Origin of the sequence: Pseudomonas zeae (genome assembly GCF_014268485.2) — a bacterium.
Classification (GTDB): domain Bacteria; phylum Pseudomonadota; class Gammaproteobacteria; order Pseudomonadales; family Pseudomonadaceae; genus Aquipseudomonas; species Aquipseudomonas neuropathica.
In genome coordinates, this window is the sequence record NZ_CP077090.1 from 697,383 (window position 1) to 718,606 (window position 21,224).

Here is a 21,224-nt window from a genome sequence, read left to right on the forward strand (position 1 = left end):
AGCGGTGTGTCAGACAACATTGATGTCGACTGACACGGCCTCTTCGCGAGCAAGCTCGCTCCCACAGGGTCCGCTACCGCTGTAAGTATGGCTTACAGGATATAACGGGACAGGTCTTCGTTCTGCGCCAATTCACCGAGGTGGCTGTTGACGTATTCGGCGTCGATCAGAATCGGCTTCTCATCGTGGGTGCTGGCCAGATCGCCGGCACTGAACGACACCTCTTCGAGCAGACGCTCAAGCAGCGTGTGCAGACGACGGGCACCGATGTTTTCGGTTTTCTCGTTGACCTGCCAGGCGATCTCCGCCAGACGCTTGATGCCTTCCGGCTGGAACTGGATATTCAGGCCTTCGGTTTTCAACAGCGCGCAATATTGCTCGGTCAGCGAGGCATGCGGTTCGCTGAGGATGCGTTCGAAGTCCGACGGGCTCAGGGCCTTGAGTTCAACGCGGATCGGCAGGCGACCTTGCAACTCAGGCACCAGATCGCTCGGCTTGCTCAGGTGGAACGCACCGGAGGCGATAAACAGGATGTGGTCAGTCTTGACCATGCCCAGTTTGGTGTTGACGGTGCAGCCTTCGATCAGCGGTAGCAGGTCGCGCTGTACGCCTTCACGGGACACATCAGCGCCACCGACGTTACCGCGCTTGGCGACTTTGTCGATTTCGTCGATGAACACGATGCCGTGCTGTTCAACGGCTTCCAGCGCCTTAGCCTTCAGCTCTTCTTCGTTAACCAGACGCCCGGCTTCTTCGTCGCGCACCAGCTTCAGCGCTTCTTTGACCTTGAGCTTGCGCGCTTTCTTTTTGCCCTTGCCCATGTTGGCGAACAGCGACTGCAACTGGTTGGTCATCTCTTCCATGCCAGGCGGCGTGGCGATCTCGATGCCGGCAACTTCGGCGACTTCGATTTCGATTTCCTTGTCATCCAGCTGACCTTCGCGCAGGCGCTTGCGGAACAGCTGACGGGTGTTGGAATCGGAGCTCGGCGCTTCTTCATTGCTGAAGCCCATGCGGGCCGGCGGCAGCAGTGCGTCGAGGATACGATCCTCGGCAGCGTCTTCGGCGCGGTGGCGCACGCGGGTCATTTCCTGCTCACGGAGCATCTTGATCGCGGCGTCGGCCAGATCACGGATGATCGATTCGACGTCACGACCGACGTAGCCGACTTCGGTGAACTTGGTCGCTTCGACCTTGATGAACGGTGCGTTGGCCAGTTTCGCCAGGCGACGGGCGATCTCGGTTTTACCGACACCGGTCGGACCGATCATCAGGATGTTCTTCGGGGTCACTTCAACGCGCAGCTCTTCAGGCAGCTGCATGCGGCGCCAGCGGTTGCGCAGGGCAATCGCGACGGCGCGCTTGGCATCGTCCTGGCCGATGATATGGCGGTTGAGTTCGTGGACGATTTCGCGGGGAGTCATGGACATAATAATTGACGGTCCTCAAGCAGAAAAAAGCCGTGGCACAGGGCCGCGTCAGGCTTATTCAGCGAGATCCTGCTCCTCAATGGTCTGAGTGTGGTTGGTGAATACACAGATGTCGCCGGCGATACCGAGAGCGGTTTCGACGATTTCACGGGCCGACAGATCGGTCTTTTTCAGCAGGGCGCTGGCCGCGGCTTGCGCGTAGCCGCCGCCGGAACCCATGGCGATCAGGCCATCTTCGGGCTCGACCACATCACCGTTGCCGGTAATGATCAGCGAGGCGTCCTTGTTGGCGACCGCGAGCATGGCTTCGAGGCGGCTCAGGGAGCGGTCGGTGCGCCATTCTTTGGCGAGTTCGACAGCGGCGCGCACCAGGTGGCCCTGATGTTTTTCAAGTTGGCCTTCGAAACGTTCGAAGAGGGTAAAGGCGTCGGCGGTGGCACCGGCAAAACCGGCGATGACCTGGCCGTGGTACAGGCGACGAACTTTTTTCGCGTTGCCTTTCATCACGGTATTGCCGAGAGAAACCTGGCCGTCGCCGCCCATGACGACTTTGCCGTGACGGCGGACTGAAACGATGGTGGTCAAGGGAAGAGTCTCCACACAGCGGGGCGAAAGTGCCTTATGCCCATTCATATGGGGGTGCTGGAGAGGATTTCAACCGGGGAGGATGCGGAGGGACGAACGGCGGGTGGTTGATCGGGGGGATCTAGTGCTTGATAAGACGCCTTCGCGAGCAGGCTCGCTCCCACAGGGACTGCGTTATTCCTGTGGGAGCGAGCCTGCTCGCGAATGAACGATGACGCGGTACTACTGGTGGAATCAGCGGCTCTGGCGTTGTTGTAACAACAGGTTGCTGAAGCCGGCGCCGGCCAGTTGTTTCTGCGCGGTGGTCAGTTGTTCACGGTTGCTGAACGGGCCGACCAGTACGCGATACCAGGTTTCATCCTTCACTGTGCCGGACTCAACCGCGACCGCCTGACCGAGCAGAATGATCTGCGCGCGGACCTTGTCGGCATCGGTTTCCTTGCGGAACGATCCGGCCTGCAAGAAGAACTTGGTTACCGGCGCCGCTTTGCTCACTGGCGGTGCTGGCGGCGGGGTGATCCCGGCCAGTGCTGCCTGCGCGCGTGCGGTGTCGATCTTCGCTGCTTCCGCCGGAGTAACTGGCGTGGTCGGGATGGCCGGCACTTGTGGCGTCGGCAAAGTCTTCTCCGGCACGGCGTCTGGCGGCACGATCACTTCCGATTCCGGCAGCAGGGTGTAGAAGTCGTACTTCGGCTTCACCGGTTGCGTCGGGCTCGGCGGGGTCTTGTTGGCCTCGGCGATCTTCGACGCTTTCTGCTGTTGCGCCTGTTCGACTTTCTCGCGCTTGACCGTGTCGCTGCCCTTGCCCGGCTCCAGCTTCATCAGAAACACGATGAACGCGCCGACCGTGAGGCCGATGGCCATCCACAGCCAACCCGGAATCGGTTGCTTCGCAGGAGCTTGGTAACGGCTGGCGCCACGCTTGGGTGCAGGTTTTTTCTTGGCAGCCAACTTACATACGCTCCAGAGTTTCCAGACCCAACAGCTCCAGGCCTTGCTTGAGGGTGCGACCGGTCAGCGCGGCCAGACGCAGACGGCTCTGCATCTGGGCCGGGGTTTCGGCGGCGAGGATCGGGCAGTTCTCGTAGAAGCTGGAGAACAGACCGGCAACGTCGTACAGATAAGTGCAGAGAATGTGCGGCGTGCCTTTGTCGGACACGTTGTTCAGCACTTCGCCGAACTGCGCCAGTTTCGCCGCCAGCTCAAGTTCGTGCTCGGCTTCGAGAACGATCTGACCGTCGACTTCGCTGAAATCCTTGCCCAGCTTGCGGAACACACCGGCCACGCGGGTGTAAGCGTAAAGCAGGTACGGCGCGGTGTTGCCTTCGAAATTCAGCATCAGGTCGAAGTTGAAGCTGTAGTCGCTGGTGCGGTGCTTCGACAGGTCGGCGTATTTCACCGCGCCGATGCCGACGACTTTGGCGATGTTGCGCAGCTCGTCTTCGGCCAGTTGCGGGTTCTTCTCTTTCACCAGGTTGTAGGCGCGTTCCTGCGCTTCGGTGAGCAGATCGATCAGCTTCACGGTGCCGCCGTCACGGGTCTTGAACGGACGGCCATCGGCGCCGTTCATGGTGCCGAAGCCCATGTGCTCCATTTCCATCGGATGGGTGACGAAACCGGCCTTGCGTGCCACGGCGAACACTTGCTGGAAGTGCAGGGCCTGACGCTGGTCGACGAAGTACAGCGCGCGGTCGGCTTTCAGCTTGCCACTGCGGTAGCGCACGGCGGCGAGGTCAGTGGTGGCGTACAGGTAACCGCCGTCAGCCTTGACGATGATTACCGGCAGCGGATCGCCGTCAGCATTCTTGAATTCGTCGAGGAACACGCACTGGGCGCCGTTGCTCTCGACCAGCATGCCAGCGGCTTTCAGATCGTTGACCACGTTGATCAGGTCGTCGTTGTAGGCGCTTTCACCCATCACGTCGGCCATGGTCAGCTTGACGTTGAGCAGTTCGTAGATCTTCTGGCAGTGCGACAGCGAGATGTCCTTGAACCGGGTCCACAGCGCCAGGCACTCGGCATCGCCGGCCTGCAACTTGACCACCAGGCCACGGGCGCGGTCGGCGAATTCTGCGGATTCGTCGAAACGCTGCTTGGCGGCGCGGTAGAAGTTTTCCAGGTCCGACAGCTCATCGCTGGTGATCGGGTTTTCCTGCAGATACGCCATCAGCATGCCGAACTGGGTGCCCCAGTCGCCGACGTGGTTCTGACGGATCACTTCGTCGCCGAGGAATTCAAGAACACGGGCTACGCCGTCACCGATGATGGTCGAGCGCAAGTGGCCGACGTGCATCTCTTTGGCCAGATTCGGTGCCGACAGGTCGACCACGGTGCGCTGCGCCGGGCCAGCCTTGCGCACGCCAATGTGAGCATCAGCCAGTGCGGCATCGAGGCGGTTGGCCAAGGCCTGGGTGTTCTGGAAGAAATTGATGAAGCCCGGGCCGGCGATTTCGGCCTTGGTGACGTTCTCGTCGGCAGGCAGTGCGGCAATGATTTTTTCCGCCAGATCGCGCGGCTTCATGCCCGCAGGCTTGGCCAGCATCATGGCGATGTTGCTGGCGAAGTCGCCGTGGGTCTTGTCACGGGCGTTCTCCACCTGGATCGCCGGCGACAGGCCTTCAGGCAACACACCTTCGTTGACGAGTTGGGTGAGGGCTTGTTGGATCAGCTGGCGAATGGTGTCTTTCATGGTCTTCTCTTTCGACCGCAAGCGCGGCGGGCGCATCGATGCGCGGGTGGAAAAACTGGGCATTATCCGTTGCGAAGACGGGCTTGCCAACCTTAGCAGGCAGCTTATGGATATGTGGTGACATTCAGATCAAAAGATCGCCGCCTGCGGCGGCTCCTACAAGGGGATAGGCGTTTTCCTGCAAGAGTTGCCGCAGGCGGCGATCTTTTGATCTTCAATACAAATCGACGGGATCGACATCCAGCGACCAGCGCACCGCGCGCCCGCTTGGCATCTGCTCCAGCACCAGCAACCAACTGGCCAGCAACCGATGCAGCGGCGCCCGTGCTGTCGCCTGCAACAGCAGCTGCGCGCGATAACGCCCGGCGCGGCGTTCCATCGGTGCTGGCACTGGCCCGAGCAATTCGATCCCGCTCAGGTTCTGCTCAGCCAGCAAACGCTCGGCTTCGCTACACGCCTCATCGAGAAAACCTTCCGCTTGCCCGGGCTTGTGCGCTTCGGCACGCAACAGCGCCAGATGCGCAAAAGGCGGCAACCCGGCGGCGCGGCGCTCGCTCAAGGCCTGTTCGGCAAAGGCGAAATAGCCCTGTTCGGTGAGTTGCACCAATAAAGGATGGTCAGCGAGGTGTGTCTGGATAATCACCTTGCCCGGTTCCTCCGCTCGCCCGGCACGACCTGCGACCTGCACGATCAACTGCGCCATGCGCTCGCTGGCGCGGAAGTCGCCGGAGAACAGACCGCCGTCAGCATCCAGAATCGACACCAGCGTCACCCTTGGAAAATGGTGACCCTTGGCCAACATCTGCGTGCCGACCAGAATGCACGGCTGGCCCTTCTGAATCGTTGCGAACAACTGATTCATCGCGTCCTTGCGCGACGTGCTGTCGCGGTCGACGCGCAGTACCGGGTAGTCGGGAAACAGAATCGCCAGACGTTCCTCGGCGCGCTCAGTACCCGCGCCGACGGGTCGCAGATCGACCTTGTTGCACTTCGGACATTGGCGCGGCGTGCGCTCGACGTAGCCACAGTGGTGGCAGCGCAGTTCGCCGTAACGCTGGTGCACGGTCATCCGCGCATCGCAGCGCGAACACTCGGACATCCAGCCGCAGTCGTGGCAGAGCAATGTCGGTGCGAAGCCGCGCCGGTTGAGGAACACCAGCACCTGTTGGCCATTGGCGAGGGTCTGGCCGATGGCTTGTTGCATCGGCCCGGAAATACCGCTGTCCAGTGGACGGCTTTTCACATCCAGCCGCAGGAAGCGTGGCTGCTTGGCACCGCCAGCACGTTCATTCAGGCGTAGGAGGCCGTAACGGCCGGTGTAGGCGTTGTGCAGGCTTTCCAGTGATGGCGTCGCGGAACCGAGAACGATCGGGATGTTTTCCTGCCGTGCACGCACCAGCGCCAGATCACGGGCGTGGTAGCGCAAACCTTCCTGCTGTTTATAAGAGCCGTCGTGCTCTTCATCGATGATGATCAGTCCGGGATTCTTCATCGGCGTAAACAGCGCCGAGCGGGTGCCGATAATAATGTCGGCCTCGCCATCACGTGCGGCGAGCCAGGCTTCGAGGCGCTCGCGATCATTGACCGCCGAGTGCAGCAGGGCGATGCGCGCATTGAAGCGCTGCTCGAAACGCGCCAGGGTCTGCGGGCCGAGGTTGATCTCCGGGATCAGCACCAGCGCCTGTTTGCCGGCTTCGAGGGTTTCGCGGATCAGTTGCAAATAGACTTCGGTCTTGCCACTGCCGGTGACCCCGGCCAGCAGGAACGCGTGATAACTGTCGAAGCCGGCGCGGATCGCCTCGTAGGCGGCGCGCTGTTCGGCGTTCAGCGGCAATTCCGGCTGCGCCAGCCAATGCTCATGGCGCACGCCGGGTGCATGCCGGCGGATTTCCACTTGCACCAGATTTTTCGCCAGCAGCAGATCAAGGCTGTCCTTGCTCAGCATCAGTTTGCTCAGCAACTGATGGGCGACGCCGTGCGGGTGTTGAGCGAGGGTGGCGAGTGCTTCCCGCTGGCGCGGGGCGCGGGCGATGCGCGGGTCTTCAAGGCTGGCGCCGGGCGTGGCTGACCAGAAACGCTCCTGCCGGGCCTCGGCCAGTTCGCCTTGGCGCAGCAGTACTGGCAGCGCCCAGCTCAGGGTGTCGCCGAGGCTGTGCTGATAATACTGCGACGTCCACAGGCACAACTTGAACAGCGCTGGTGGCAGCGGCGGCGTGGCATCAAGCAGGGCCAGCGCCGGTTTGAGTTTTTCCACCGGCACTTCGCTGGTGTCGGTAACCTCGACCAGAATGCCGATCATCTCGCGTCGGCCAAACGGTACGCGCAAACGCATACCCGGCTGCAATTGCTCACGCAGCACGCCGGCCGGCGCTCGGTAGTCGAACAGGCGGCGCAAGGGTGAAGGCAGGGCTAGGCGCAGAATGGCGTCGGGCACGCGGGGGGATCTCTATAAACAGAACAAGGACATGACACATATCCAATGTAGGAGTGAGCCTGCTCGCGAGAGCGGTGTGTCATTCAGCATTTATTTCTTCTGACACACCGCTATCGCGAGCAGGCTCACTCCTACAAGGGAATCGCGCAATGGGCCGGGAGCCTAGCAGACGGTCGGTCTCGGTGACAGCTTGCGTGTTTGAAAAGGTCTGGTAGAATCCGCGGCCTAATTACGTGCGGTATTCAACAATAGTGTTGGGTGGCGGCACGCTAGCTGAGGAAGACACCATGAAAGCTGATATCCACCCGAATTACCCAGTCATCGCTGTTACCTGCAGCTGTGGCAACAAGTTCGAAACCCGTTCGACTTTCGGCAAAGCTCTGCCAATCGACGTTTGCAACGAATGCCACCCGTTCTACACCGGTAAGCAGAAGACTCTGGACACTGGCGGCCGCGTTCAGCGCTTCGCAGACCGTTTCGGTGCTTTCGGCAAGAAACCTGCTGCTGCAGAGTAAGGTTGAAGGGCCCGGTGGGCTTTTCCTCGTTGCTGAAAAAGGCGTCCCTCGCGGGCGCCTTTTTTGTGTCTGCGATTTGGCTATCCGGCGCGCAGGCCTTCTGTCCGGCGCCTGCGGGACTGGCCAGCGTCACCGTGCAGCGCGTGGTCGATGGCGACACGCTGCGCCTGAGCGACGGTCGCAGCGTACGCATGATCGGCCTCAACACGCCTGAGCTGGGCAGGCAGGGCCGCAGCGACGACCCCTTCGCCGTGGCGGCACGCAAACGCCTGCAAGCGCTGGTCGATGCCAGCGGCGGACGTGTCGGTTTGCGCCCCGGCAAGCAAGCCAAAGACCATTACGGGCGTACACTCGCGCATATTTACAGCACCAGCGGCGCCAATCTCGAAGCGCAAATGCTCGCCGATGGCCTCGGTTTCCAGGTCGCGGTTGCGCCGAATGTTGATCTTGTTGCCTGTCAGCAAGCCGCCGAACGTAGTGCGCGAAAGGCCGGGCTGGGCCTCTGGCGGCAATCACCTGTACTGAAAGCGGAGCAGATCCAGCGCTCGGGTTTCGCCGTGATCAGTGGACGTGTGAGCAAGGTTCAGCGCAATCGAGGCGGAATCTGGATCGAGTTGCAGGACTCGCTTGTATTGCGCGTTGCTCCCAATCTGGTCAGACAATTTGACAATGCCCGGTTGCAGGCGTTGAAAGGCAAGCAGATCGAGGCTCGCGGCTGGATCGTTGATCGTTCCAGGCGCGGTGGATTGCAATCCGGCCAGTCGCGCTGGCTGCTTCCGTTGACGGATCCTTCGATGTTGCAAACGCCGCGTTGAAGAAAAATTGTAGACATTTTTTCTGTCGATTGTGAACAGTCCGGCCCTTGTGCGCCGTGGCTCTTGGCCCAAAGTCGTAGGGCAGGGCGCTTGACAGGGGTGACCGCTCAGTCTTGTGGGGACTTTGCGAGGCGCGTATCCTCGCTGACCAGTCTGTCCAACAGTAAAAAGCGGAATGCCAAAATGTCTGATCTGAAAACTGCCGCTCTCGAATATCATGCCAATCCTCGTCCAGGGAAGCTGAGTGTCGAGCTCACCAAGGCCACTGCTACCGCTCGCGACTTGTCGCTGGCCTACAGCCCCGGCGTAGCTGAACCAGTGCGTGAGATCGCTCGCGATCCTGAACTGGCCTACAAATACACCGGCAAGGGCAACCTGGTTGCAGTCATTTCCGATGGCACCGCGATTCTCGGTCTGGGCAACCTCGGCCCATTGGCTTCCAAGCCAGTGATGGAAGGTAAAGGCGTACTGTTCAAGCGCTTCGCCGGCATCGACGTTTTCGACATCGAAGTCGACTCCGAAAGCCCGCAAGCCTTTATCGATACCGTAAAACGCATCTCCATCACATTCGGTGGTATCAACCTGGAAGACATCAAGGCGCCAGAGTGCTTTGAGATCGAACGTGCTCTGATTGAGCAGTGCGACATTCCGGTGTTCCACGATGACCAGCACGGCACCGCGATCGTGACCGCTGCGGGCATGATCAACGCCCTGGAAATCGCTGGCAAAACCCTGCCAGAAGCGAAAATCGTCTGCCTGGGCGCCGGTGCTGCCGCCATCTCCTGCATGAAACTGCTGGTGAGCATGGGCGCACGCATCGAAAACATCTTCATGGTTGACCGTACCGGTGTGATCCACTCCGGCCGTGACGACCTGAACCAGTACAAAGCGGTATTCGCTCACGCCACCGAGAAGCGCAGCCTGGCTGACGCACTGGCAGGCGCTGACGTGTTCGTCGGTCTGTCCGGCCCGAACCTGCTGAGCGCAGAAGGCCTGCTGTCGATGGCGGCCAACCCGATCGTGTTCGCCTGCTCGAACCCGGATCCGGAAATCTCCCCGGAGCTGGCGCACGCTACCCGTAGCGACGTGATCATGGCCACCGGCCGTTCGGACTACCCGAACCAGGTCAACAACGTGCTGGGCTTCCCGTTCATCTTCCGTGGTGCTCTGGACGTTCGCGCCAAGCGCATCAACGAAGAAATGAAAGTGGCTGCCGCCAACGCCCTGCGTGAACTGGCCAAGCTGCCTGTTCCTCAGGACGTGTGCGATGCCTACGGCGGTGCTCCGCTGGAATTCGGCCGTGAGTACATCATTCCGAAGCCAATGGACAAGCGCCTGATCACCCTGATCTCCGACGCTGTGGCCAAAGCCGCAATCGAGACCGGTGTGGCGACCCTGCCGTATCCGAAGAACTACCCGCTGAAAAGCGTGGATGACGTGTTCAACGGCTAAGCCGTTGTAGCGCTTCAAACGAAAGCCCCGGCTCGTGAGAGTCGGGGCTTTTTTGTTTTCGGGAATTTTCAGGATCGCATTTCATATCGACAAGGGCCCTCACCCTAACCCTCTCCCAGGGGGAGAGGGGACTGATTGGGGGATGTTCGGGAGTTACGCCGACCTGAACGTATTGTTTTGAATCCATAATCGACACAGCTCTCTCAGGTCGATGTAGAGCGCTAGACAACTCGGTCAGTCCCCTCTCCCTCCGGGAGAGGGCTAGGGTGAGGGGCTCTTGATACTCAGGCAATAAAAAAGCCCCGCACATCTCACGAAGGCGGGGCTTTTTGCTGCTTCAGGATCAGAACAGATCGATCGGCGCCTGCTCATCCGCAGGCAGCGGGCTGCCCGGTACGGCGCCATTACCCAGTTCATTCACCGACGGCGGCGTGTCTTCAGACTTGAACAGCTCGAAGTAGGCGCCTGGCGTGCTCGGCGTCGCCGCTCGGCCACTGACCGGATCCACGCGCAGACTCAGCAAGCCTTCCGGCTCAGGCTGCACGTGCGGCGGCTTGTCCTTCAGCGCAGCCGACATGTAGTTCATCCAGATCGGCAGCGCCACAGTACCGCCGAACTCGCGACGACCGAGGCTTTCCGGCTGGTCAAAGCCAGTCCACACGGTGGTCACGTAATCGGCGTTGTAACCAGAGAACCACGCGTCTTTCGATTCGTTGGTGGTACCGGTTTTACCGGCGATATCGCTGCGGCCCATGGCCAACGCGCGACGGCCGGTGCCGAGCTTGATCACGTCCTGCAACATGCTGTTGAGGATGTAGGTGGTGCGGCCATCGACAATTCGCTCGGCCACTGCCGGTGTTTGCGGCACGGCCGCGCTGCCCGGCACTTCGCCCGCAACCGGTGTGGCGTTGACCGTAAACGAATCGGTGTGCGGCGCCGCGATACCGTCCGTCGCCGAACCGCCCTGAGGCACGGTTGGCGGGTTGGCGACGAACAGCGTGTCGCCATTACGGCTTTCGATCTTGTCGATGATGTACGGGGTGATCTTGTAACCGCCGTTGGCGAACGTACTCCAACCGGTCGCAATTTCCATCGGCGTCAGCGTTGCAGTACCCAGCGCCAGCGACAGGTTGGGCGGCAGATCCTGCTTGTTGAAGCCGAAACGGGTGATGTAGTCGATGGTCTTGCCTACGCCCATCGCCTGCAGCAAGCGGATCGACACCAGGTTACGCGACTTGTACAGCGCCTCACGCAGGCGGATCGGGCCGAGGAAGGTGTTGGTGTCGTTCTTCGGGCGCCAGACCTTGTCCAGATATTCGTCGACAAACACGATCGGCGCATCGTTGACCAGCGTGGCAGCGGTGTAGCCGCTATCCAGCGCGGCGCTGTAGACGAACGGCTTGAAGCTCGAGCCCGGCTGACGCTTGGCCTGCATCGCACGGTTGTAGTTGCTCTGTTCGAAGGCGAAACCGCCGACCAGCGAGCGAATCGCGCCGTTCTGCGGATCCAGCGACACCAGCGCACCTTGCGCCTGCGGGATCTGGCTGAACTTCAGTGAATTGTCTTTCTGACGCTGCACGCGAACCAGATCACCGACCGCCGCGACATCCGACGGCTGGCGCGGATTGGCACCCATGCTGTTGGTGTTGAGGAACGGTCGTGCCCATTTCATGGTGTCCCAGGCGACGTGTTCTTCGCCGGTGCGGGTCAGCACTTGCAGGCCGTTCTTATCGACCTGGGTGACGATGGCCGGCTCAAGGCTGCTGATGGTGCGCTGCTTGGTCAGTTCGTTGGCCCAGGCCTCACGGGTCTTGCCCGGCAGACGCGATTCGGGGCCACGGTAGCCGTGACGCTGGTCGTAGGTCATCAAACCTTCGTGCAGTGCGGTGTTGGCCATTTCCTGCAGGTTGCTCGGCACCGTGGTGGTGACGCGGAAACCTTCGGTGTAAGCGTCGCTGCCATAACGGCCGACCATCTCGGCACGGGCCATTTCAGCGATATACGGTGCATTCACTTCCGGGGTCGGCACGTGATAGCTGGCGTTCAGCGGTTCGTTGATCGCAGCGGTGTAGTCCGCTTCGCTGATCTTGCCAAGCTTGTACATGCGCCCGAGGATCCAGTCGCGGCGTTCTTTGCTGCGCGCCGGGTTGGCCAGCGGGTTGAAACGCGACGGGGCTTTCGGCAGGCCGGCGATCATCGCCATCTGCGCCAGGCTGACATCACGGATCGACTTGCCGTAATACACCTGCGCCGCCGCTTCGATGCCATAGGCGCGGTTGCCCAGATAGATCTTGTTCACGTACAGCTCAAGGATTTCATCCTTGGTCAGCTGCCGCTCGATCTGCAGGGCCAGAAGAATTTCGGTGGTTTTGCGCGAGAAGCTGCGTTCGCTGGTCAGGAAGAAGTTCTTCGCTACCTGCATGGTGATGGTGCTGCCGCCGGACTGAATGTGTCCGCTTTTGACCAGTTGGGTCGCGGCGCGCATCAGGCTGCTCGGATCGACGCCATAGTGGTTGGCGAAATTGTCGTCTTCAGCACTTAGTAACGCATTAATGAAATTGGGGGGAATGTCGGCGAAACGGATCGGTGTACGGCGCATTTCGCCAAATTCGGCGATCAACTTGTTGTCGCTGGAGTAGACCCGCAGCGGAATCTGCAACTGAATGCTTCGCAGAGCCTCCACAGAAGGCAAACCCGGACTAAGGTAAAGAAACGCGCCGCTGAGACCTAAAAGCAGTCCGCAGAAAACGGCGACGATGGACCAACCGAAAAATTTCAGCAGACGAATCAAGGCTTTTGGACATCCAGTGCAAAGAATGAATTTGGCGACGGGGCTCCGGCTACACACAGAACCATCCGCGCTTGCAGTAAAAAGCGGAAAAAAACGCTGGGCATTATAAGCACTTTTCTGCTGGGGGCGTCATTTGCGCTTCTGTCAAGACGGGGTGAAGGAACGCAATGCGTATTACAGAGTCCGTAACTCACGGAAAGTCATAGGGAATTGGTAGTGCTGGGACTCTTCAATAAAAAGGCCAATACGTTACTGGGGATCGACATCAGTTCCACGTCAGTGAAGCTGCTGGAACTGAGCCGTCAGGGTGATCGCTACCGGGTCGAGGCGTATGCGGTAGAGCCATTGCCAGTCAACGCCGTGGTCGAAAAGAACATCGCCGAGCTTGAAGGCGTCGGTCAGGCCCTGAGCCGTTTACTGGTCAAGGCGCGCACCGGGCTCAAGAGCGTGGCAGTCGCAGTGGCCGGTTCTGCCGTGATCACCAAGATCATCGAGATGGACGCCGGGCTGTCCGACGACGAGCTGGAAAACCAGCTCAAGATCGAGGCCGATCAGTACATTCCCTACCCGCTGGACGAAGTCGCCATCGATTTCGAAGTCCAGGGCGTGTCACCGCGCAACCCTGAGCGGGTCAACGTGTTGCTCGCTGCCTGTCGCAAGGAAAACGTCGAAGTCCGCGAAGCGGCACTGGCTCTGGCCGGGCTGACCGCACGGGTAGTCGACGTCGAAGCCTATGCGCTGGAGCGCTCGTTCGGCTTGCTGGCCACGCAACTGGCGGCGTCTCAGGAGCGTCTGACTGTCGCTGTGGTCGACATCGGCGCGACCATGACCACGCTCAGCGTCCTGCACAATGGCAAGATCATCTATACCCGCGAGCAATTGTTCGGCGGCCGGCAACTGACCGAGGAAATCCAGCGCCGCTATGGCCTGACCCTCGAACAAGCGGGGCTGGCGAAAAAGCAGGGCGGTCTGCCCGATGATTACATCAGCGAGGTCTTGCAACCGTTTCGCGAGGCGCTGGTGCAGCAAGTGTCGCGCTCGCTGCAGTTCTTCTTCGCCTCCGGGCAATACAACGCGGTCGATCACATTCTGCTGGCCGGCGGCACGGCTTCAGTGCCCGGGCTGGATCGGCTGATCGAGCAGCGCCTGAGCACACCGACACAAGTAGCCAACCCGTTTGCCAACATGGCCCTGAGCAGCAAGGTCAACGCCGGGGCTTTGGCCAGCGACGCGCCGGCGCTGATGATCGCCTGCGGGCTCGCGCTCAGGAGTTTCGACTGATGGCGCGGATCAACCTCCTACCCTGGCGCGAGGAACGTCGCGAAGAGCGGCGCAAGCGCTTTCTGCTGGCCTTGATCGGCGTGTTGGCCGGCTCGATCGGTGCGGTGCTCATCGCCGATCAGATCATCAGTGCGGCGATTGAGCAGCAAGTGGCGCGCAACGACTACATCGCCAAGCAGATCGCCGTGGTCGACGAACGGATCAAACAGATCAGCGATCTCAAGGCGCGTCGTCAGCAACTGGTCGAGCGCATGCGCATCATTCAGGACTTGCAGGGCAACCGGCAGATCAGTGGGCGAATCTTCGATCAACTGGCGCGCACGCTGCCGGACGGTGTGTATTTCACTGACGTGAAAATGGTTGGCAAAACCCTGTCGATCAGCGGTGCAGCCGAATCGAACAACCGGGTCTCCGAGTTGATGCGCAATCTGGACGCCTCCGACTGGTTCGACGCGCCCAGTCTCAACGAGGTGAAGGCGACGACGGCGGGCCAAGTGGATCAGGCCAACACGTTTGAGTTGACCGTACGGCAGACCCAGCCCCGCACCGTGGAGGACGAGCAATGAAGCCGTCCGAATGGCTGGAAAGTCTGCGCGACATCGATTTCAACGACCTCGATACCAGCAACATCGGCTCATGGCCGGCAGCAGTGAAAGCCATCGCCGGGGCGCTGTTGATGGTGTTGGTCCTGGCGCTCGGTTATAACTTTTTCATCAGTGACCTGGAAAACCAACTCGAAGCCAAGCGCGAGGAAGAAGCCACGCTCAAGGAGCAGTTCGCCAGCAAGGCACGTCTTTCGGCCAACCTTGAGCTGTACACCCAACAAATGAAGGAGATGGAAAACACCTTCGGCGTGTTGCTGCGACAATTGCCCAGTGATACCGAAGTGCCGGGCCTGCTCGAAGACATCACCCGCACCGGTCTGGGCAGCGGCCTGGAGTTCGAAGAGATCAAACTGCTGCCGGAGGTCACCCAGCAGTTTTACATCGAGCTGCCGATCCAGATCACCGTCACCGGTGCCTATCACGACCTTGCGACCTTCGTCAGTGGCGTGGCCGGGCTGCCACGCATTGTCACCTTGCACGATTTCGAGCTCGCGCCTGCCGATAAAGAGGGTGGGCCGAAGCTGCGCATGAGCATCCTTGCCAAGACCTATCGCTATAACGACAAGGGGCTGCAGAAATGACCCCGATTCGTTACATCGCGTTGTCGATGACGCTGCTCGCGTTGAACGGTTGTGGTGGCAGCAATGACTTCAGCGATCTTGATGCCTACCTGAATGAAGTACGCCTGCGCCCGGCGGGCAAGATTGAACCAACCCCGACATTCCGGTCTTACCCGACATTCACTTACAGCGCGGCCAACCTGCGCAGTCCGTTCTCGCGCCAGGTGCGGGTTGATCTGGCCGGGCAGAGACATGGCTCACGCAACGTCAAGCCCGATCCCAATCGGGTCAAGCAATACCTCGAAGGTTTCAACATCGAGCAGTTCGAGATGGTCGGCACGATCTCCAATGTTTCCGGCTCCTTTGCGCTGTTGCGCGGGGCGGGCGGGGTGCATCGGCTGAAAGTCGGCGATTACCTGGGGCGCAATGACGGCCGCATCGTCGCCATCAGCGCCACCCAGGTCGATGTCGTCGAAATCGTCCCCGACGGCGAAGGCGCCTGGCTGGAGCGTCCGCGCACCATTCCTTTGAAAGAGCACTCATAGTGGAAGTCGAACAATGAACAGGATTTTCTCCACCCTCGGTTTTTCGCTATGGATAGCGCTGATGTCGCCGATGGTACTCGCGGCCAATCTGAGGACGCTGGACGTGGCGGCGTTGCCGGGTGATCGCGTCGAGTTGAAGTTGTCGTTCGACGGCCCGCCACCACAACCCAAGGGCTACACCACCGAATCGCCGGCGCGGATTGCGCTGGACCTGCCCGGTGTCGCCAGTCAGTTAGCCAGCAAGAACCTCGATCTGGGCAGCGGCAATGCGCGAACCGCTACTGTGGTTGAGGCCAAGGAACGCACGCGGCTGATTGTCAGCCTGACGCAATTGGCGCCGTACACCACGCGGGTTGAGGGCAATAACCTGTTCGTGGTGGTCGGTCAGGGCGCACCGGCCACCGCGCCGCGTCCCGCTGCCGCTGCACCTCGTGCTACCGCTAAAGCTGCTGCGCCCGCCAAGGCTTTTGTGCCGAAAAGCCGGGCGATTCGCGGTGTGGACTTCCAGCGTGGTACGGCGGGGGAAGGCAATGTGGTCATCGACCTGTCCGACCCGACTATTGCTCCGGATATCCAGGAGCATGACGGCAAGATCATCCTCAGCTTCGCCCGTACGCAGTTACCAGACAAGTTGCGGGTACGCCTCGACGTCAAGGATTTCGCCACTCCGGTGCAGTTCGTCAATGCCGGAGTAACCGCTGATCGCACAGTCATTACCGTTGAACCCAGTGGCACCTACGAGTACTCCACCTTCCAGACCGACAACAAACTGACCGTCAGCATCCGCCCGATGACTGTCGATGACCTGCAAAAGCGTAACGCTGACCGCCAGGCGTACGTCGGCGAAAAGCTCTCGCTGAACTTCCAGGACATTGATGTGCGCTCGGTGCTGCAACTGATCGCCGACTTCACCAACCTCAATCTGGTTGCCAGCGACACGGTGCAGGGTGGCATCACCTTGCGCCTGCAAAATGTGCCGTGGGATCAGGCCCTGGATCTGGTGTTGAAAACCAAGGGCCTGGATAAGCGCAAGATCGGCAATGTGTTGCTAGTGGCTCCGGCCGATGAAATCGCTGCCCGCGAGCGTCAGGAACTGGAGTCGCAGAAGCAGATCGCCGAACTGGCGCCGTTGCGTCGTGAGTTGCTGCAAGTGAATTACGCCAAAGCCGCGGACATCGCCAAGCTGTTCCAGTCGGTGACCAGCGCTGAGGCGAAAATCGACGAGCGCGGTTCGATTACTGTCGACGAGCGGACCAACAACATCATTGCCTACCAGACTCAGGATCGCCTCGACGAACTGCGGCGGATCGTGGCGCAACTGGATATTCCGGTGCGTCAGGTGATGATCGAAGCGCGGATTGTCGAGGCCAACGTCGATTACGACAAAAGTCTGGGCGTGCGCTGGGGCGGCTCGATCCAGAACAAGGGCAACTGGAACACCTCGGGCGTGAGCAACGGCACATCGTCGACCATCGGTACGCCGGGCAGCACCAGCACCAACTCGCCGTTCGTCGACATGGGCACGGTGGGCAATACCTCAGGGATCGGCATCGCCTTCATCACCGACAACGTGCTCCTCGATCTCGAGCTGACCGCGATGGAGAAGACCGGTAACGGCGAAATCGTCTCGCAGCCGAAGGTGGTCACCTCCGACAAGGAAACCGCAAAAATCCTCAAAGGCACCGAGATTCCGTATCAGGAAGCCAGTTCCAGCGGCGCGACGTCGGTGTCGTTCAAGGAAGCCTCGCTGTCACTGGAAGTCACCCCGCAGATCACCCCGGACAACCGCATCATCATGGAGGTCAAGGTCACCAAGGACGAACCGGATTACCTGAACAAAGTGCAGGATGTGCCGCCGATCAAGAAAAACGAGGTCAACGCCAAGGTGCTGGTCAATGACGGCGAAACCATCGTGATTGGCGGTGTTTTCTCAAATACTCAAAGCAAGGTCGTAGATAAGGTGCCATTTCTTGGCGATGTGCCGTATCTTGGCCGCCTTTTCCGGCGTGATGTGGTATCGGAGAAAAAATCCGAGCTGCTGGTATTTCTCACACCACGTATCATGAATAACCAGGCGATTGCTGTGAGTCGTTGATTCTGTGCGAAATTTGATTCTTGTAGGACCGATGGGTGCTGGCAAAAGCACCATCGGCCGGTTACTGGCCAAAGAGCTGCGCCTGCCGTTCAAAGATTCCGACAAGGAAATTGAATTGCGCACGGGCGCCAATATCCCGTGGATCTTCGACAAGGAAGGCGAACCCGGCTTTCGTGACCGTGAGCAGGCGATGATCGCCGAGCTGTGCGCGTTCGATGGCGTGGTGTTGGCGACCGGCGGTGGCGCAGTCATGCGCGATGCCAATCGCAAGGCCCTGCATGAGGGTGGGCGAGTGGTGTATCTGCACGCCTCTGTGGAGCAGCAGGTCGGCCGCACGTCGCGCGATCGCAACCGGCCGTTGCTGCGTACCGCCAATCCGGAAAAAACCCTGCGTGATCTGCTGGCGATCCGCGATCCGCTTTATCGGGAAATTGCCGATCTGGTGGTGGAAACCGACGAGCGGCCGCCACGTATGGTGGTGCTCGACATTCTCGATCGTCTGGCGCAGCTTCCTCCCCGTTAAAGCATCGCTCGAAATGCGCTATCCTCGGCGTCCTGTCAAAGTCCGTCGAGGTTGTGGCGGATGGCGTGCGAGCGGCGTCATACGCGCTATAGGCCGCAGACAACCAATAATTCAGGGCAGGACGCCTGCTTCCATCTTCACTGTGGGGACACATGCAGACACTCAAGGTCGATCTAGGCGAGCGCAGCTACCCGATTCATATTGGCGAAGGTTTGTTGGATCAGCCCGAGCTGCTGGCTCCGCATATTCATGGGCGACAGGTGGCAATCATCTCCAACGAGACCGTTGCGCCGCTCTATCTTGAACGTCTGATCCGCAGCCTGGCGCAGTTCTCGGTGATCTCCGTGGTGTTGCCGGACGGCGAAGCCTTCAAGAACTGGGAAACCCTGCAACTGATCTTCGACGGTCTGCTGACCGCCCGTCATGATCGCCGTACCACCGTGATCGCCCTCGGCGGCGGTGTGATTGGCGACATGGCCGGTTTTGCCGCAGCCTGTTACCAGCGCGGCGTCGACTTCATCCAGATTCCTACCACCCTGCTGTCCCAGGTCGATTCTTCGGTGGGCGGCAAGACCGGTATCAACCATCCACTAGGCAAGAACATGGTCGGCGCGTTCTACCAACCGAACGTGGTGCTGATCGATACGGCGTCCCTGAAAACCCTGCCAGAGCGCGAGCTGTCTGCCGGTCTGGCCGAAGTCATCAAGTACGGGTTGATCTGCGACGAGCCATTCCTGACCTGGCTCGAAGAAAACGTCGATGCCCTGCGCGCGCTCGACCAGAAAGCCCTGACTTACGCGATCGAGCGCTCTTGCGCGGCCAAGGCTGCGGTGGTTGGCGCCGATGAGAAAGAAACCGGCGTACGTGCCGCGCTCAACCTCGGCCACACTTTCGGCCACGCCATCGAGACCCACATGGGCTATGGTGTCTGGTTGCACGGGGAAGCGGTCGCGGCTGGCACCGTGATGGCGCTGGAGATGTCCGCGCGTCTGGGCTGGATCAGTGACGAGGAGCGTGATCGCGGTATTCGTCTGTTCCAGCGCGCCGGCTTGCCTGTGGTGCCGCCGACTGAAATGACCGAAGCCGATTTTCTTCAACACATGGCAATCGACAAAAAAGTGATCGACGGTCGTCTGCGCCTGGTGCTGCTGCGCCGGATGGGCGAAGCGGTAGTGACCGACGATTATCCGAAAGAGGTTCTACAGGCCACGCTGGGAGCGGATTACCGCGCCCTGGCTCAGCTTAAAGGTTGAAAAGATTCCAATGACTAGTTTGCATGCCGACGAGGCGTTCCTCGGCCATTTCCAGTTAAGTCACGACCCGTTCGCGCCACGCGTGCCGGGCTTCAAGTTCTTCCCGGCTCAGCGCAAACCGGTGCTGGGTCAACTGCATCATCTGGCGCGTTACAGCCAGTTGCTGCTGGTGGTCACCGGCCCGCAAGGCAGTGGCAAGACCTTGCTGCGTCAGGCGCTGGTCGCCAGCACCAACAAACAGTCGGTGCAGAGCGTGGTGGTTTCCGCCCGCGGTGCCGGTGATGCTGCCGGTGTGTTGCGCCAGGTGGCGCAGGCGCTGAACGTCGCTCAGGCCGAAGTTGGCGCGATTCTCGATCAAGTGGTGCAACTCGCACTGACCGGCCAGGAAGTCTATCTGTTGGTGGACGACGCTGAGCAGCTCGACGAGTCCGCTCTCGAAGCGCTGATGGCGCTGGGTGCCGGCGCACCGGAAGGTCGCCCGCATGTGTTCCTGTTCGGTGAATCGTCGCTGATCGCTCAGCTCGAGGCGTTGCACCTTGAGGAAGAGCGTTTCCACGTCATCGAGCTGCAGCCGTACACCGAAGAAGAGACCCGCGAATATCTCGACCAACGGCTCGAAGGTGCCGGCCGGGGTGTCGAACTTTTCAGCGCGGATCAGATCTCTGATATTCACGAAAGTGCCGAGGGTTGGCCGGGCAATATCAACCAGGTCGCTCGCGATGCTCTGATCGAAGTCATGATTGCCAGCCGCTCTGCGGTCAAGCGTCCAAGTATGGGGTTCAACATGCCGAAGAAACACGTATTGGCGATTTCCGCCGTCGTTGTGGTCGCGGTCGCCGCCGCCTGGTTGATGCCGGGTCGCAACAAGGCGCCAACCACCGGCGCTCCTGCCAATGAACAGGCACAGTTGCCTTTGGGGCAGGGTGCCAATGGCGGCGCACCGAACGTCGAGTTCGCCGGCAATACGCAACCGATGCCGTTGCCGCTGGTCGGTAACTCGCAACCGGTCATGCGCGGCCCGTTGGCCGAGGCGGCTGGCGGTATTACCGAAGGCGACGATGGCGTGCCGCTGGAAGGTTCCAGTGCGACTCCGCCGACCGTGACCACTTCCGCGCCACCGGCGGGCGTTCCTGCCGGTCCCGCGCCGACACCGGTTCCGTTGCCGGCCGCCAAACCGACTCCTGCTCCTACTCAGGTTGCCACCGCCAAGCCTGCTCCGGCCGCGCCAGTCGCCAAACCGGCCCCAGCGCCGGCCAAGCCAGTCGCCGCTGCAAAACCGGCCGAGAAGCCGGTGACCGTTGCCAAAGCCGCCGGTGGCAGCTGGTATGCCGGTCAGCCGACCGGCAACTACGTGGTGCAGATCCTCGGCACCAGCTCTGAAGCGGCAGCGCAAAACTTCGTCAAAGAGCAGGGCGGTGAGTACCGTTATTTCAAGAAAGTCCTCAACGGCAAACCGCTTTACGTGATCACCTACGGCAACTTCGCCAATCGTGATGCAGCCGTTTCTGCCATCAAGGCCTTGCCAGCGAAGGTTCAGGCTGGTAAACCTTGGCCTCGCACTGTCGCCAGCGTCCAACAGGAACTGGCAACAACTCGCTGAAGATTCGGCGGCCTTACCCAGGCCGCCTCTCCAAGCACCTCAAAATTTCTA

The 21,224-nt window shown here is 60.5% G+C and carries 18 protein-coding genes; 12 read left to right on the top strand and 6 right to left on the bottom strand.

Annotated features, from left to right (window positions below; translation table 11 throughout):
* Positions 1–92 precede the first annotated feature (92 nt).
* The 4 genes from hslU to argS form a co-directional block, all read right to left on the bottom strand.
* Positions 93–1,430 carry an ATP-dependent protease ATPase subunit HslU gene (gene hslU, locus HU754_RS03090; protein ID WP_064388878.1) on the bottom strand — a complete coding sequence of 446 codons (1,338 nt, stop codon included), beginning with the start codon at positions 1,428–1,430 and terminating at the stop codon, positions 93–95.
* Between the two features lie 54 nt (positions 1,431–1,484).
* Positions 1,485–2,015 (bottom strand): ATP-dependent protease subunit HslV, encoded by a 531-nt coding sequence (hslV, locus tag HU754_RS03095; protein WP_016984593.1) that lies wholly within the window; start codon positions 2,013–2,015, stop codon positions 1,485–1,487.
* Positions 2,016–2,249: 234 nt separating this feature from the next.
* Complete coding sequence (locus tag HU754_RS03100; protein WP_007909385.1) at positions 2,250–2,966, bottom strand: SPOR domain-containing protein; 717 nt, start codon at positions 2,964–2,966, stop codon at positions 2,250–2,252.
* A gap of 1 nt (position 2,967) precedes the next feature.
* Positions 2,968–4,704, bottom strand: a complete 1,737-nt coding sequence (gene argS / locus HU754_RS03105; RefSeq protein WP_093430073.1) for an arginine--tRNA ligase — start codon at positions 4,702–4,704, stop codon at positions 2,968–2,970.
* On the opposite strand from argS, the gene HU754_RS29575 reads away from it, so the two are divergent.
* On the top strand, positions 4,703–4,825 hold the full coding sequence (locus HU754_RS29575; protein WP_256579857.1) for a hypothetical protein: 123 nt from the start codon (positions 4,703–4,705) through the stop codon (positions 4,823–4,825). The genes argS and HU754_RS29575 overlap by 2 nt on opposite strands.
* A gap of 93 nt (positions 4,826–4,918) precedes the next feature.
* Here the strand turns inward: HU754_RS29575 and HU754_RS03110 are convergent, their stop codons facing one another.
* The gene (locus tag HU754_RS03110; RefSeq protein WP_186621300.1) at positions 4,919–7,138 is read right to left on the bottom strand and encodes a primosomal protein N'; all 2,220 of its coding nucleotides are present in this window, start codon (positions 7,136–7,138) and stop codon (positions 4,919–4,921) included.
* Positions 7,139–7,425: 287 nt separating this feature from the next.
* Here HU754_RS03110 and rpmE point away from each other — a divergent pair, with 287 nt between their 5' ends.
* The 3 genes from rpmE to HU754_RS03125 all read left to right on the top strand — a co-directional run bounded on the left by rpmE (position 7,426) and on the right by HU754_RS03125 (position 9,920).
* The gene (gene rpmE / locus HU754_RS03115; RefSeq protein WP_016984589.1) at positions 7,426–7,653 is read left to right on the top strand and encodes a 50S ribosomal protein L31; all 228 of its coding nucleotides are present in this window, start codon (positions 7,426–7,428) and stop codon (positions 7,651–7,653) included.
* Between the two features lie 14 nt (positions 7,654–7,667).
* Positions 7,668–8,468 (top strand): thermonuclease family protein, encoded by an 801-nt coding sequence (locus tag HU754_RS03120; protein WP_186621298.1) that lies wholly within the window; start codon positions 7,668–7,670, stop codon positions 8,466–8,468.
* Between the two features lie 183 nt (positions 8,469–8,651).
* A complete protein-coding gene (locus tag HU754_RS03125; protein WP_090280412.1) occupies positions 8,652–9,920 on the top strand; it encodes a malic enzyme-like NAD(P)-binding protein in 1,269 nt (422 codons plus the stop codon).
* 343 nt (positions 9,921–10,263) lie between these two features.
* Here the strand turns inward: HU754_RS03125 and HU754_RS03130 are convergent, their stop codons facing one another.
* A complete protein-coding gene (locus tag HU754_RS03130) occupies positions 10,264–12,708 on the bottom strand; it encodes a penicillin-binding protein 1A (RefSeq protein ID WP_371748300.1) in 2,445 nt (814 codons plus the stop codon).
* 219 nt (positions 12,709–12,927) lie between these two features.
* Between HU754_RS03130 and HU754_RS03135 the strand changes: the two genes are divergently transcribed.
* From HU754_RS03135 to HU754_RS03170, 8 genes are all read left to right on the top strand, one after another.
* Complete coding sequence (locus HU754_RS03135) at positions 12,928–13,992, top strand: pilus assembly protein PilM (protein ID WP_093430076.1); 1,065 nt, start codon at positions 12,928–12,930, stop codon at positions 13,990–13,992.
* Complete coding sequence (locus tag HU754_RS03140; RefSeq protein WP_186621295.1) at positions 13,992–14,558, top strand: PilN domain-containing protein; 567 nt, start codon at positions 13,992–13,994, stop codon at positions 14,556–14,558. The genes HU754_RS03135 and HU754_RS03140 overlap by 1 nt, the downstream gene beginning before the upstream one ends.
* Positions 14,555–15,178, top strand: a complete 624-nt coding sequence (gene pilO, locus HU754_RS03145; protein WP_099757776.1) for a type 4a pilus biogenesis protein PilO — start codon at positions 14,555–14,557, stop codon at positions 15,176–15,178. Before HU754_RS03140 ends, pilO begins: the two co-directional genes overlap by 4 nt.
* A complete protein-coding gene (locus HU754_RS03150; RefSeq protein WP_186621293.1) occupies positions 15,175–15,702 on the top strand; it encodes a pilus assembly protein PilP in 528 nt (175 codons plus the stop codon). Before pilO ends, HU754_RS03150 begins: the two co-directional genes overlap by 4 nt.
* A gap of 13 nt (positions 15,703–15,715) precedes the next feature.
* Positions 15,716–17,797 carry a type IV pilus secretin PilQ gene (locus HU754_RS03155; protein WP_186621291.1) on the top strand — a complete coding sequence of 694 codons (2,082 nt, stop codon included), beginning with the start codon at positions 15,716–15,718 and terminating at the stop codon, positions 17,795–17,797.
* Positions 17,798–17,801: 4 nt separating this feature from the next.
* Positions 17,802–18,320: a shikimate kinase AroK gene (aroK, locus tag HU754_RS03160; protein WP_011332081.1), complete on the top strand. Its 519-nt coding sequence runs from the start codon at positions 17,802–17,804 to the stop codon at positions 18,318–18,320.
* A 152-nt stretch (positions 18,321–18,472) separates the two neighbouring features.
* Positions 18,473–19,573, top strand: coding sequence for a 3-dehydroquinate synthase (gene aroB / locus HU754_RS03165; RefSeq protein ID WP_186621289.1), 1,101 nt, complete (start codon positions 18,473–18,475; stop codon positions 19,571–19,573).
* A 10-nt stretch (positions 19,574–19,583) separates the two neighbouring features.
* Complete coding sequence (locus HU754_RS03170; RefSeq protein ID WP_186621287.1) at positions 19,584–21,173, top strand: AAA family ATPase; 1,590 nt, start codon at positions 19,584–19,586, stop codon at positions 21,171–21,173.
* Positions 21,174–21,224: the final 51 nt, after the last annotated feature.